This window comes from Streptomyces griseosporeus (assembly GCF_014656055.1).
Taxonomy (GTDB): Bacteria; Actinomycetota; Actinomycetes; order Streptomycetales; family Streptomycetaceae; genus Streptomyces; species Streptomyces griseosporeus.
The window spans coordinates 1982762-1995166 of sequence record NZ_BNBR01000001.1 but is presented as its reverse complement, the minus strand read 5'-3'; the positions used below and the strand labels follow the sequence as shown (position 1 = coordinate 1995166).

Genomic DNA, 12405 nt, shown 5'->3' with positions numbered 1-12405 from the left:
TCCTTGGGCATGCAGTCAAGCAACGGTCGTCCGCGCGGGGGCGGCCCCGAGAGCCCCGCCGGCAGCCAGGAACCCCCCACCCCGTCCGCCCTCGGTGCGCCCGACGGCGCGGGATACGACGACCCCTGGTACGACGCCCTCGCCTCGGGATGGGGCGAGTCTCCCGGGGGAGGTCCGGCCGGCGCCGTGCCGCCCGCGCGTCCGGCGCCCGAGAAGGTGGCCGCGGCCGACGTCTACCTCCAGGTGCAGCGCAGTCAGGCCTTCCAGGAGGTGCGCAGCCGGTACCGGCGGTTCGTCGTCCCGGCCGTCACCGGATTCTTCGCCTGGTACGTCGGGTACGTGGTGGCCGCGACCACCGCCCCCGGCCTCATGGCCCACCCCGTGGTGGGCGCGGTGAACGTGGCCATGCTCGCCGGGCTCGGGCAGTTCCTCAGCACCTTCCTGCTGACCTGGGCCTACGCCCGGCACGCACGGCTGCGCCGGGACCGGGCCGCGCTCGAACTGCGCTGGGACACCCAGGAGCTGACCCGCGGCGCCCGGGGCGGTGCCTCGTGACCGGAAACCACCAGTCACTGGCGCTGCTGCTGTTCAGCGCCTTCGTCGCCGTCACCCTCGGCATCACCACCTGGGTGAGCCGCAACCGGCACGGGTCGGCGGAGGAGTTCTACGCGGGCGGGCGGCTCTTCTCGCCCCTGGAAAATGGTTTTGCCATCGCGGGCGACTACATGTCGGCCGCCTCCTTCCTCGGTATCTCCGGGCTCATCGCACTCTTCGGCTACGACGGCCTGCTGTACTCGGTGGGCTTCCTGGTGGCCTGGCTCGTAGTGCTGTTCCTCGTCGCGGAACTCGTGCGCAACTGCGGGAGGTTCACGCTCGCCGACGTGGTCGCGGCCCGGATGCGGGAGCGGCCGGTGCGGATCGCGGCGGGAACTTCCTCGGTCACCGTGTCCGTTCTCTATCTGGTGGCGCAGATGGTGGGCGCCGGCAGCCTGGTCGCCCTGCTCCTCGGGCGCACGAGCGAGGCGGCACAGGCCTGGACCGTCATCGGCGTGGGCGCGCTCATGATCGTCTATGTGTCGTTGGGAGGGATGCGAGCGACCACCTGGATCCAGATCGTCAAGGCGGTCCTGCTGCTCGGCGGCACGGTCGCGCTGACCGTCCTCGTCCTGGTCCGCTTCCACGGCGACTTCGACCGGCTGCTGCTGACGGCGGCCGACCGCAGCGGACACGGCGCCGCGTTCCTGGCACCCGGGCTGAAGTACGGCGGCGACTGGACGGCCCGCTTCGACTTCATGAGCCTGGGGCTCGCCCTCGTGCTGGGCACGGCCGGGCTGCCGCACATCCTGTCCCGCTTCTACACCGTGCCCACGGCGCGGGCCGCCCGCCGCTCGGTGGTCTGGTCGATCGGCCTGATCGGCGGCTTCTACCTGATGACGATCGTCCTCGGCTTCGGTGCCGCGGCGATCGTCGGACCCGACGCGGTCCGGGGGTCCAACGCGGCCGGGAACACGGCGGTTCCGCTGCTGGCGCTCGACCTGGGCGGCGGCGCGGACTCCACCGGAGGGACGGTGCTGTTCGCGGTGGTCGCCGCGGTCGCCTTCGCCACGATCCTCGCGGTGGTCGCCGGCATCACCCTCGCCTCCTCGGCCTCCGTGGCGCACGACCTGTACGCCTCCTTGCGGCGCCGGCGCGGCACCCCGCGCAGCGAGGTCACCGTGGCGCGGACCGCGGCGGTCGGGATCGGCGTCGCCGCGATCGCCCTCGGCCTGCTCGCCCGCGACCTCAACGTCGCCTTCCTCGTGGGCCTGGCCTTCGCCGTCGCGGCCTCGGCCAACCTGCCGGTGCTGCTCTACTCGCTGTTCTGGCGCGGCTTCACCACGCGCGGCGCGGTGTGGGCCGTGTACGGGGGGCTGGTGCCCGCGCTGGCCCTCGTCGCCCTTTCACCGGTGGTGTCGGGCAGCCCCGAATCGCTGTTTCCGGGCGTCGACTTCCAGTACTTCCCGTTGCAGAACCCCGGCCTGGTCTCCATCCCGCTCGGCTTCCTCGCCGGCTGGCTCGGCACCGTCACCTCCGCCGAGGAACCCGACGAGGCCAAGCACGCGGAGACCGAGGTGCGCTCGCTGACGGGAGCGGGGGCGGTGTAGGAAGGGCGCCCGCACGGACGTACGCCGGTCGGGGGGGGCTCGCCGGTCACGCCGGTCCGTGGGCCGCGCCTGCCGAGAGCTAGGGCGCCACCCACGCGTACCGGTGTTCCGGGCGGCCCGTGTCGCCGTACTTCAGGAACAGGCTGAGGCGGCCCGCCTGTTCCAGGTGGCGCAGGTAGCGCTGGGCGGTGGAGCGGCTCAGGCCCGTCTCGGCGGCCACCTCGTGGGCGGAGAGCGGATGGTCCGCGCGGTGCAGCACCGAGCAGATCAGATCGGTCGTCGGCTCCGAGTGACCGCTCGGCAGCCCGGGCGAGGACGGCGCAGGCGCGGTCCGCAGGGCGCCGAAGATCCGGTCCACCTGTTCCTGACCGGCGACTCCCCGGCCGCCGACTCGGTCCACCGTGCGGCGCAAGGCGGCATAGGAGTCGAGGCGGACCCGCAGGGCGGCGAAGGTGAACGGTTTCACCAGGTAGTGCAGGGCGCCCAGCCGCATCGCGGTCTGGACGGTGGTGACATCGCCGGCCGCCGTGATCATGATGACGTCGGTGCCGTGCCCCTGCTCCCGCATCCGGTGGACCAGCTGCAGGCCTGTCCCGTCGGGCAGGTAGTGGTCGAGCAGCACCAGGTCGATGCCGCCGCGCTCGACGGCCGCCAGCGCCTGGGCGGCGCTGTGCGCGCGGGCGGCCACCCGGAAACCGGGAACCTTTCCCACGTACTTGGCGTTGATCTCGGCGACACGGAAGTCGTCGTCCACGACCAGGACGTCAATCATCGGGCCTCTTTCCCTCAAGGCCAGCCGGGCCGGCTACGCCCGTGTTTCGGCTCCGCTGTTGTAGCGCGAGCAAAACGAGCACAACAGGCCGTTGCAAGCAAAAGAAGCGCATGTGCTCACAAGACTGCTGCTGTGGCACGGGCCACATCTACGGTCCCGCCCCATGAGCGCAGACACCAGCCCCGCCATCGAGCTGCGGGGCGCGAGCAAAACGTTCCGGACCCCGTCCGGCGGCCTGCACACGGCCGTCCGGGAACTGGACCTCACGATCGGGCGCGGTGAGTTCGTCGCGGTCGTCGGCCCCACCGGCTGCGGCAAGTCGACCACGCTGACGCTGGTCAGCGGGCTGGAGGAGCCCACCCAGGGCGAGGTGCTGGTCGCCGGGGAACCGGTGCGCGGCGTCGGCGACAAGGTCGGCTTCGTCTTCCAGCAGGACGCCACCTTCCCCTGGCGCACGGTCCTGTCCAACGTCATGGCCGGCCCCCGGTTCCGCGGCGTCCCCAAGGCCGAGGCGAAGCGGAAGGCCCGCGAGTGGCTGGCCCGCGTCGGCCTCGCCGCCTTCGAGGACCGCTACCCGCACCAGCTCTCCGGCGGCCAGCGCAAGCGCGTCGCCCTCGCCGCGACCTTCGTCAACGACCCCCAGATCCTGCTCATGGACGAGCCGTTCTCCGCGCTCGACGTGCAGACCCGGGCCCTGATGTCCGACGAACTGCTGGAGCTGTGGGAAGGCACCGGCGCCTCGGTCGTCTTCGTCACCCACGACCTGGAGGAGTCCATCGCCCTGGCCGACAAGGTCGTCGTCATGACGGCCGGACCCGCCACGGTCAAGCACGTCTTCGACATCGACCTGCCCCGTCCCCGCAAGGTCGAGTCGGTGCGCCTGGAGCCGCGGTTCATCGAGATCTACCGCGAGATCTGGGAGTCCCTCGGCGAAGAGGTCCGCATCACCCGCGAGAGGGGTGCCGCCCATGTCGCCTGAGCTGCTCAGCACACCCGTCGTGGACACGGCGAAGACACCGGCGGACCGCGCGCACTCACGCGCGCGTGCCGCCCGCAGACGCAAGGCGGTCGTCACCGCCGCTCGCGTGCTCCTCCTGGTCGCCGTACTCGGCCTGTGGGAGTTGCTGGCCCGCACCCAGACCATCGATCCGTTCAACTTCTCGATGCCCTCGAAGATCTGGGACCAGATCGCCACCTGGGTGACCCACGGGACCGCGCTCGGCAGTCTCGGCGAGCAGATCTGGTTCACGCTCTACGAGGCCCTGCTCGGCTGGCTCGTCGGCGTCCTGGCCGGCGTGGTCCTCGGCATCGCGCTGGGCAGGATCACCTTCCTCGCCGACATCCTCGGTCCCTACATCAAGGTGCTCAACTCGATCCCGAGGATCGTCCTCGCCCCGATCTTCGTGATCTGGTTCGGACTCGGCCCCGCCTCGAAGGTCGCCTCCGCCGTCGTCCTGGTTTTCTTTCCGGTGTTCTTCAACGCCTTCCAGGGCGCCCGCGAGGTCGACCGCAACCTCGTCGCCAACGCGCGGATCCTCGGCGCGAGCGACCGCAGGGTGACCCTCCAGGTGGTCATCCCGTCGGCAACCTCCTGGATCTTCACCAGCCTCCACGTGAGCTTCGGCTTCGCCCTCATCGGCGCCATCGTCGGCGAGTACATCGGCGCCACCAAGGGCATCGGCCTGCTCGTCGCCCAGTCCCAGGGCACCTTCAACGCGGCCGGCGTGTATGCCGCGATGGTCATCCTCGCCGTCGTCGCACTCGTCGCCGAAGGCCTGCTGACCTTCGCCGAGCGCCGCATCTTCCGCTGGAAGCCGTCCGGCTCCGACAGCTGACCCCTCCTGACCTCCCTCGCACCCTCACAAGGACGTGAACCCATGCGCAAGTCCGCCAGATACGCCGCTCTCGCCGCCTCCGGCCTCCTCGCCCTGTCCTCGCTCACCGCCTGCGCCGACGACGCCTCCACCACCGCGTCGGCCGGCTCCGCCGCCAAGGGCGACGGCAAGGGCACCAAGGTCAAGATCATGGTCGGTGGCCTCGACAAGGTCATCTACCTGCCGGCGATGCTCACCCAGCGGCTCGGCTACTTCGACGCCGAGGGCCTGGACGTGGAGCTGCTCAGCGAACCCGCCGGCGTCCAGGCGGAGACCGCCCTGGTCTCCGGGCAGGTCCAGGGGGCCGTCGGGTTCTACGACCACACGCTCGACCTCCAGGTGAAGGGCAAGGCCGTCGAGTCCGTCGTGCAGTTCTCGCACGCGCCCGGCGAGGTCGAGATCGTCTCCAACAAGGCCGCCGACGAGATCAAGTCGCCCAAGGACTTCAAGGGCAAGAAGCTCGGCGTCACCGGCCTTGGCTCCTCCACCAACTTCCTCACCGAGTACCTCGCGGTCAAGAACGGCGTGCGGACCAGTGACATCACCCCGGTCGCCGTCGGCGCCGGACCGACCTTCATCTCCGCTCTGGAGCGGGGCTCCATCGACGCCGGCATGACGACCGACCCCACCGTGGCCACGATCCTCGCCAAGAACGCCGGCCGCGTCCTGATCGACATGCGCACCCCCGAGGGCTCGGACGCGGCACTGGGCGGGCCGTACCCCTCGTCAAGTCTGTACATGCAGACGGACTGGGTGAACAACCACAAGGACACCGTCCAGAAGCTGGCCAATGCATTCGTCAAGACGCTCAAGTGGATGTCCACCCACAGCGCCGCGGAGATCGCCGACAAGATGCCCGCCGACTACTCCCAGGGCGACAAGACCCTCTACGCGGCGGCCATCCAGAGCACCCTGCCGATGTTCACCAAGGACGGCGTGATGCCCGCGAACGGCCCGGAAACCGTTGAGAAGGTGCTCAAGGCGTTCAACCCCAACATCAAGAACGCCGACGTCGACCTGAGCAAGACCTACACGACCGAGTTCGTCAAGAAGGCCACGGGCTGATCAACCCAGCCCCGCCCCCGCCCCCGCTCAGGCGCGGGTCGCCCACACGTAACGGTGTTCCGGGCGGCCCGCGTCGCCGTACTTCAGGGTCAGCCGGGCCCGGCCCGTGCGCTCCAGCAGCTTCAGATACCGCTGCGCGGTCTGCCGGCTCACCCCCGTCCGCTCGGCGATCTCCTGCGCGGACAGCGGGCCCTCGGCGTTCATCAGCGCCTGGCGGACGAGTTCGGCGGTGGTGGGGGAGTGCCCTTTGGGCAGCCCGGGCTCCGACGGCGCGGACAGCGCGCCGAAGATGCGGTCCACATCGGCCTGTTCGGCCTCGCCGCCGCCGTCCAGCGTGCGCCGCAGCTCCGCGTACGCCTCCAGCTTCGCGCGCAGCCCGGCGAACGCGAACGGCTTCACCAGGTACTGCAGCGCGCCCTGCCGCATCGCCGCCTGCACCGTCGAGACGTCCCGCGCCGCCGTCACCATGATCACGTCCGTCTGGTGGCCGCGGCGGCGCATCTCGGAGACGACCTCAAGACCCGTCTCGTCCGGCAGATAGTGGTCCAGCAGCACCAGGTCCAGATGCGGCAGCAGCTCCATCTGCCGCAGCGCCTCGGCCGCGCTGTGCGCCTCCCCGGCGACGTGGAAGCCCGGCACCTTCTCCACGTACGCGGCGTTGACCTGCGCCACCCTGGTGTCGTCGTCCACGACCAGGACCTCGATCATCGGGTTTCCTCCTCGGCTGCGGCCGTCGCGGACAGGGTCAGGGCGGGCGCCGGCTCGGGCTCGGCCAGCGCCTCGGGCAGAACGACGGTGAACTGGGCGCCCCCGCCCTCCGCCTCGCCCACAGTGGCGCTGCCGCCGTGCCGTTCGGCCAGCCGCCGCACCAGCGACAGACCGATGCCCCGCTTGCCGTGGGCCGGCGGCTTCTTCGTGGACCAGCCCTCGGTGAACACCAGCTCCCGCTGCGCCGGCGGGATCCCGGGCCCGGTGTCGCGCACGGTCAGTACGGCCGTACGCCCCTCGGCGCGCAACTCGACCTCCACGCGCGCGTGCGGCGTCCCCGCGACGGCGTCGAGCGCGTTGTCGACCAGGTTGCCGACGACGGTGACCAGCCCGCGCGGATCGACCAGGCGGTCCGGCAGCCGGGTGCGGTCGGAGACCCACAGGGCCACCCCGCGCTCGGCGGCGACCGTCGCCTTGCCGACCAGCAGCGCGGCGAGCAGCGGATCCTCGATCTTCTCGGTGACCTGCTCCGCGGTGGCCCGGTGGTCGCCGACCACCTCCCCGACGAACTCCACGGCGTCGTCGTACATCTCCAGCTCCAGCAGCCCGAGCAGCGTGTGCATCCGGTTGGCGTGCTCGTGGTCCTGGGCGCGCAGCGCGTCGATCAGCCCGCGCGTGGAGTCCAGCTCCCGCCCGAGCTGCTCCAGCTCGGTCCGGTCGCGCAGCGTGGCCACCGCGCCGCCGTCCTCGGTGGGCATCCGGTTGGCGACCAGCACCCGGTGCCCGCGTACGGTGAGCAGGTCGGTGCCGGTGACCCGGCCGGCCAGCACATCGGCCGTACGGCCCTCGCCCAGCGCCTCGTCGGGGGAGCGGCCGACGGCCTCCTCGCCGATGCCGAGAAGGCGCTGCGCCTCGTCGTTCAGCAGCCGGACGCGGCCCGCGCGGTCCAAGGCGACGACGCCCTCGCGGATGCCGTGCAGCATCGCCTCGCGCTCCGCGAGCAGCGCCGAGATATCGGAGAAGGCCAGGTCACGCGTCTGCCGCTGGACCCGCCGGGAGATCAGCCAGGCGGCCAGCGCACCCACCGCCAGCGCGCCGCCGGCATAGGCGAGCAGCCCCGGTATCGCGCTGATCAGACGGGCGCGGACACTGTCGTAGGCGATGCCCACCGACACCGCCCCGATGATGTGCCCTTGCGCGTCCCGCAGCGGCACCTTGCCCCGTGCCGAGCGGCCGAGCGTGCCCTCGTCGATCTCCATGACCTCTTCGCCGGCCAGCGCCTGCTGGGGATCGGTCGAGACATGACGGCCGATCTGCGCCGGGTCGGTGTGCGACCAGCGCGTGCCCTTGTGGTTCATGATCACGACGTACTCGGCGCCGGTGGCGAGCCGGATCCGCTCCGCCTCCCGCTGCACCGGCCCGTCCGGGCGCGGCGCGGTGTGCTGGAGGTCCGCCGCGATCTGCGGCTGCTCCGCGGTGGTCTGCGCGATGGCCAGCGCCCGGTGCATCGCCTGGTCGTCCAGCTGGTGGCTGAGGGGTGCCAGGAACAGCCCGGTCGCGAGCACGGCGACCCCTGCCGCGATCGCCACCTGCATCAGCAGCACCTGGGAGAACACGCGTCGGGGCAGCCCGAGGCGCAGACGGCGTGCGGGGGAGGTGGGGCTCATACCCATGAACGGTACGTGGGGGTGCGCGCCCCGCCGTAGGGGGTGTGGCCCGGATCTCGTACGGGGCCCCGAGGGAGTCAGCTCGCCAGTGCCGTCGCCGACAGTTCCCGCACGGACACGACGTCCATCGTCGCGGGCGATCCCAGCACCGAGCTTCCGCAGCTCTCCGGCCGCGGCGGCAGCGCGTCACCCTGCGCCACGACCACCCGCCAGTGCCGCCCGTCGGCGTGCGCGACGACGACCTCCCAGCGTGGCGCCGAGCCGTCGGTGCGGACGACGCTCAACGCGTCCGCGGCGTACTCGCCCACCGCCCCGCGCACCGCGAGTTCCGCTGCCTGGCCCGGCCGCTCCCACGCCGAGCTGCCGCGGCACCCCTCGACGACGATCCGGCCTTCCCGGACGCCACGCAGGGCCTCCTGGACGGTGTGCGCCTCGGCGCGGCCGTAGGCGTAGCCGTACGGCAGCACGAGCACCGTCGGCGAGAAGCGATGACCACCCAGATGGGTGACCTCCCAGACGCCCTCCACCCCTGACGCGGCCAGCTCGGCGGCGAGAGGGCGGCCCAGCAGGGCGCAGCAGCGGTCGCGCTTGCCGTTGGTGCACACCAGCGCGAGCGGGGCGCCGGTGTGCGCACCGCCGTCCAGTACGGCGTCGAAGCCCCGGTGGTCGCCGCGGCCGAGCGCGCCGAAGTCCAGGTCGAGCAACTGCCGGGGGTCGTCGGTGACCGCGGTGCGCAGCCAGGCGTTCCCCGGGGTGGTGTGCGCCGCGTACACCCGGCGCACGGGCGGCGGGTCGCCGACGTCGGCGTGCCGGCCGGGCCGGCGGATCAGCGCGATGCGCACGCCCGTGCCCTTGGCGGCCTTCTCCAGGGCACGACCCAGCGCGGGGTCCAGATGGCTCGAAGTGAGCGCTCTGGCGCCCCAGGGGCCCGGCTGCTCCAGCAGCAGCCAGGTTCTCGCGGTGGCGGCGGTCCCGGAAACGGGCTCGTCGAGGGCCCGCGAGACGGTCGTGCACGTACTCACACAGGTGAGCCTAACCTGACTTGGCGCGGAGCGACTTCCGGCCGCCTCCGTGTCCCGCTCCCGGCGGCGCCCTCCGCCCTACTCCGGGAGCGCTCGCGGCGGCCTCGGACCGACGTAGTGGCCGCTCGGGCGCATGCGCAGCGGGCGTTCGCCGTACTCCTCCAGGGCGTGTGCGATCCAGCCCGCCGTGCGCGCCACCGCGAAGATCGTCTCGCCGGCCGTGGCGGGCATGCCGCTGGAGACGGTGAAAACGGCGAGGGCCAGGTCGACGTTGGCGTGCAGCGGTGTGTGGCGGGCGGTGGTGGCCACGATGTCGCGGGCGGCGAGCAGGGCGGGCTCGGCGCGCGGGATCTGCTCCAGCAGCGCGAAGAGGGCACGCGCGCGTGGGTCCTCGCCCGGGTAGAGCCGGTGGCCAAGACCCGGGACGCGGCGGCCGGCCCGCAGCTCCTCCGCGATCACGGGCGCCGCCGAGCCCTCGTCGAGCACGTCCAGCAGCATGCGGTGGGCCAGTCCGCTGGCCGCGCCGTGCAGCGGGCCCTCGATCACCCCGAGACCGGCCGAGACGGCCGCGTAGGCGTGGGCGCGGGCCGACGCGGCGACCCGCACGGCGAGGGTGGAGGCGGCCAGGTCGTGGTCGGCGAGCAGGCCCAGGGCCGTGTCCAGGACCCGCAGGGAGGCCTCGTCCGGCTCGCGCACGCTCAGCCGGCCCCACAGCCGCTGCGCCAGCGGGCCCTCGTCGCGGTGTGTCGGATAGGCCGTCGGCAGGGCGGTGACCAGCGTCGGGATGAGGACGCGCGCGGTGCCGAGCACGGCCTCCTCGGAGAGGTCGAACCGCAGTGGGTCGGCCGCCGCGGCGGCGATCGCGGCGACCCGCAGCCGGTCGGTGGGGCCGGTGTGCTCGGGCAGCGCCCGCACCGCGCGGCGGGCGACGGCGACCGAGGTCTCCGGCGCGGTGAAGGAGGCACCCGGGCGCGGCTGCTCGGTCCACAGCCACTCGGCGATCTCCTCGTAGGAGTGGTGCGCGGCCAGCTCGGTCGCGTCGACGCCGCGGAAGTAGTACCGGTCCTGCTCGATCAGCGTGATGCGGGTGCGCACCGCGAGTTCGGTGCCGGAGCCCGAAGTCCCGGGCGTCTCGCGCCTGTTGCGCCGGGCCAGCGCCTCGACCTCCTCGGCGTCGAAGGTGCTGCCGCGGCCGCCGGGCGTACGCCGGCTGCTCAGCTGGCCCCGGCTGACGTAGGCGTACACGGTCTCCGGCTTCACGCCGAGCACCTCGGCGGCCTCCTTGGTGGTCAGCCGTCGTCCCGGGTGGCCGTGGCCGGGTTCTTGATCGCGCATGGGGGTCACGGTAGCCGCCTCTCGGACCATTGATGCATGCATTGATTCAATCAATATTGACAACGAATCAGTCAATCATCGACAGTCGAATCAAGTTGAGGGAGGAAAACATGACTGTCAACAGGTCCGTAGGCACCCGTGTCGAGGTACCACGGGGTCTCGCCGGCGTCGTCGTCACTGACACCGAGATCGGCGACGTCCGCGGTCTTGAGGGCTTCTACCACTACCGCCAGTACTCGGCCGTCGAGCTCGCCCAGACCCGCGGCTTCGAGGACGTATGGCATCTGCTCGTCCACGGCGAGCTGCCGGACGCCGAGCAGAGCGCCGCCTTCGCCGCCCGGACCGCAGCGCTGCGCCGGCTGCCCGACGAGGTGCGCGCGGCCCTGCCCGCCGTCGCGGCGGCGACCGGCGGCTCCGGCCCGCTGGCCGGCCTGCGCACCGCCCTCTCCCTGCTCGGTGCCGCCCACGGCTTCCGCCCGGTCTACGACATCGACGCCGGCCGGCGCCGCGAGGACACCCTCGTGGCCGCCGCGGCGGTGCCGACGCTGCTGACCGCGCTGCACCGGCTGGGCCGGGGACTCGAACCGGTGGAACCGCGCGAGGACCTGTCGTACGCCGCGAACTACCTGTACATGCTGACCGGGACGGAACCGGATCCGGAGCGGGCCCGTGCCGTCGAGCAATACCTGATCTCAACCATTGATCACGGATTCAATGCATCAACCTTCACGGCGCGGGTCGTCACCTCCACCGGAGCCGACGTGGCGGCCTGCCTCGTCGCCGCGGTCGGAGCGCTCTCCGGACCCCTGCACGGCGGTGCGCCGAGCCGGGCCCTGGACACGCTGGACGCCATCGGCACCCCCGACCGCATCGACGCCTGGATCCGCGACCGCGTCCTGGCCGGTGAGCGCATCATGGGCTTCGGTCACGCGATCTACCGCACCGAGGACCCCCGCTCCCGCATGCTCCGCGAGATCGCCCAGCGCTTCGGCGGCCCGCGCGTGGAGTTCGCCGTCGAGGTGGAGCGCCGGGTCGAGGCGATCCTCGCCGAGCTGAAGCCCGGCCGGGAACTGCACACCAACGTCGAGTTCTACGCCGGCGTGGTCATGGAACTGTGCGGCCTGCCCCGCGAGATGTTCACCCCGACGTTCGCGGCGGCGCGCGTGGTGGGCTGGAGCGCCAACATCCTGGAACAGGCCGAGGACCCGAAGATCATCCGACCGGTGGCGCGCTACGTCGGGCCGGAGCCGCCGGTGAAGGTTCCGGCGCTCGGGACAGCGTGAGGGTCCGGCACTTGGCCAGTGCCGGACCCTGACGGGGGCTCGTCACCCCGGGTGATCCGCCTCCCGTCTGGGTGGCGGCTGCTGCTGTGGCAGCGACTCCGCTTCCCTTGCCGTCTCCGTTTCCCTTGCCGTCACCGTCCCCGTCTCCGTCCCCGGCTCCGGTCCCCGCTGGCGGCGCCAGGTGGCCATGGCCATGACCAGGGTCACGACGGCCACGACGGCGCAGATCACGCCGGCCCCCGCCCCGACGACAGTCGCTATGGCTACGACCTCGTCCATGGCTACGCGTCGGGGATGTCGGCCTTGGCGCGGATCAGCGTCTCGCGGGTGATGACCACGATGCGCTCGTAGTCGGCGCGCGACGCGTCCGCGGGAAGGTCCGGGTCGAGGGAGTCGGTGGCTTCCGTGCCGATGACGGCGAAGTTCCCGTCGGCCAGCTCGAAGATGTCAGGGCAGTTGCCTCCTCCTGTGCTCCCCCGCTCGACGGGAGGGACACCGATCCGACGGATGATCTGACTCACTGTTGCTTCCTCTG

The 12405-nt window shown here is 72.0% G+C and carries 12 protein-coding genes; 6 read left to right on the top strand and 6 right to left on the bottom strand.

The features are described 5' to 3' along the window. The first annotated feature begins 9 nt into the window (after window positions 1-9). Window positions 10-555, top strand: coding sequence for a DUF485 domain-containing protein (locus IE308_RS08615; protein WP_190217245.1), 546 nt, complete (start codon window positions 10-12; stop codon window positions 553-555). Then, on the top strand, window positions 552-2144 hold the full coding sequence (locus IE308_RS08610) for a monocarboxylic acid transporter (RefSeq protein ID WP_190217244.1): 1593 nt from the start codon (window positions 552-554) through the stop codon (window positions 2142-2144). Before IE308_RS08615 ends, IE308_RS08610 begins: the two co-directional genes overlap by 4 nt. A gap of 79 nt (window positions 2145-2223) precedes the next feature. Here IE308_RS08610 and IE308_RS08605 read toward each other — a convergent pair whose 3' ends face one another. Continuing rightward, window positions 2224-2916, bottom strand: a complete 693-nt coding sequence (locus IE308_RS08605; protein ID WP_190217243.1) for a response regulator — start codon at window positions 2914-2916, stop codon at window positions 2224-2226. A gap of 163 nt (window positions 2917-3079) precedes the next feature. Between IE308_RS08605 and IE308_RS08600 the strand changes: the two genes are divergently transcribed. Genes IE308_RS08600 through IE308_RS08590 form a run of 3 tightly spaced genes read left to right on the top strand, consistent with a single transcriptional unit; the run spans window position 3080 to window position 5855 of the window. Continuing rightward, entirely contained in the window at window positions 3080-3895 is an 816-nt protein-coding gene (locus tag IE308_RS08600; RefSeq protein WP_190217242.1) for an ABC transporter ATP-binding protein, read from the top strand. After that, complete coding sequence (locus IE308_RS08595) at window positions 3885-4751, top strand: ABC transporter permease (RefSeq protein WP_190217241.1); 867 nt, start codon at window positions 3885-3887, stop codon at window positions 4749-4751. The genes IE308_RS08600 and IE308_RS08595 overlap by 11 nt, the downstream gene beginning before the upstream one ends. A gap of 42 nt (window positions 4752-4793) precedes the next feature. Then, the gene (locus IE308_RS08590) at window positions 4794-5855 is read left to right on the top strand and encodes an ABC transporter substrate-binding protein (RefSeq protein WP_190217240.1); all 1062 of its coding nucleotides are present in this window, start codon (window positions 4794-4796) and stop codon (window positions 5853-5855) included. A 27-nt stretch (window positions 5856-5882) separates the two neighbouring features. Here the strand turns inward: IE308_RS08590 and IE308_RS08585 are convergent, their stop codons facing one another. The 4 genes from IE308_RS08585 to IE308_RS08570 form a co-directional block, all read right to left on the bottom strand. After that, a complete protein-coding gene (locus IE308_RS08585; RefSeq protein ID WP_190217239.1) occupies window positions 5883-6563 on the bottom strand; it encodes a response regulator in 681 nt (226 codons plus the stop codon). After that, window positions 6560-8230, bottom strand: coding sequence for an ATP-binding protein (locus IE308_RS08580; protein ID WP_190217238.1), 1671 nt, complete (start codon window positions 8228-8230; stop codon window positions 6560-6562). The genes IE308_RS08585 and IE308_RS08580 overlap by 4 nt, the downstream gene beginning before the upstream one ends. 77 nt (window positions 8231-8307) lie before the next feature. Continuing rightward, on the bottom strand, window positions 8308-9252 hold the full coding sequence (locus tag IE308_RS08575; protein ID WP_190217237.1) for a ferredoxin family protein: 945 nt from the start codon (window positions 9250-9252) through the stop codon (window positions 8308-8310). A gap of 78 nt (window positions 9253-9330) precedes the next feature. Next, the gene (locus tag IE308_RS08570) at window positions 9331-10587 is read right to left on the bottom strand and encodes a citrate synthase (RefSeq protein ID WP_190217236.1); all 1257 of its coding nucleotides are present in this window, start codon (window positions 10585-10587) and stop codon (window positions 9331-9333) included. Window positions 10588-10697: 110 nt separating this feature from the next. On the opposite strand from IE308_RS08570, the gene IE308_RS08565 reads away from it, so the two are divergent. Next, a complete protein-coding gene (locus IE308_RS08565; RefSeq protein ID WP_190217235.1) occupies window positions 10698-11870 on the top strand; it encodes a citrate synthase/methylcitrate synthase in 1173 nt (390 codons plus the stop codon). 281 nt (window positions 11871-12151) lie between these two features. Here the strand turns inward: IE308_RS08565 and IE308_RS08560 are convergent, their stop codons facing one another. Beyond that, complete coding sequence (locus IE308_RS08560; RefSeq protein WP_190217234.1) at window positions 12152-12391, bottom strand: hypothetical protein; 240 nt, start codon at window positions 12389-12391, stop codon at window positions 12152-12154. Window positions 12392-12405: the final 14 nt, after the last annotated feature.

What these genes read in the sequence shown, in the direction of transcription:
- IE308_RS08615 (WP_190217245.1), top strand. Translation starts at nt 10, where the DNA reads ATGCAGTCAAGCAACGGTCGTCCGCGCGGGGGCGGCCCCGAGAGCCCC.
- IE308_RS08605 (WP_190217243.1), bottom strand. Translation starts at nt 2,916, where the DNA reads ATGATTGACGTCCTGGTCGTGGACGACGACTTCCGTGTCGCCGAGATC.
- IE308_RS08600 (WP_190217242.1), top strand. Translation starts at nt 3,080, where the DNA reads ATGAGCGCAGACACCAGCCCCGCCATCGAGCTGCGGGGCGCGAGCAAA.
- IE308_RS08595 (WP_190217241.1), top strand. Translation starts at nt 3,885, where the DNA reads ATGTCGCCTGAGCTGCTCAGCACACCCGTCGTGGACACGGCGAAGACA.
- IE308_RS08590 (WP_190217240.1), top strand. Translation starts at nt 4,794, where the DNA reads ATGCGCAAGTCCGCCAGATACGCCGCTCTCGCCGCCTCCGGCCTCCTC.
- IE308_RS08585 (WP_190217239.1), bottom strand. Translation starts at nt 6,563, where the DNA reads ATGATCGAGGTCCTGGTCGTGGACGACGACACCAGGGTGGCGCAGGTC.
- IE308_RS08580 (WP_190217238.1), bottom strand. Translation starts at nt 8,230, where the DNA reads ATGAGCCCCACCTCCCCCGCACGCCGTCTGCGCCTCGGGCTGCCCCGA.
- IE308_RS08570 (WP_190217236.1), bottom strand. Translation starts at nt 10,587, where the DNA reads ATGCGCGATCAAGAACCCGGCCACGGCCACCCGGGACGACGGCTGACC.
- IE308_RS08565 (WP_190217235.1), top strand. Translation starts at nt 10,698, where the DNA reads ATGACTGTCAACAGGTCCGTAGGCACCCGTGTCGAGGTACCACGGGGT.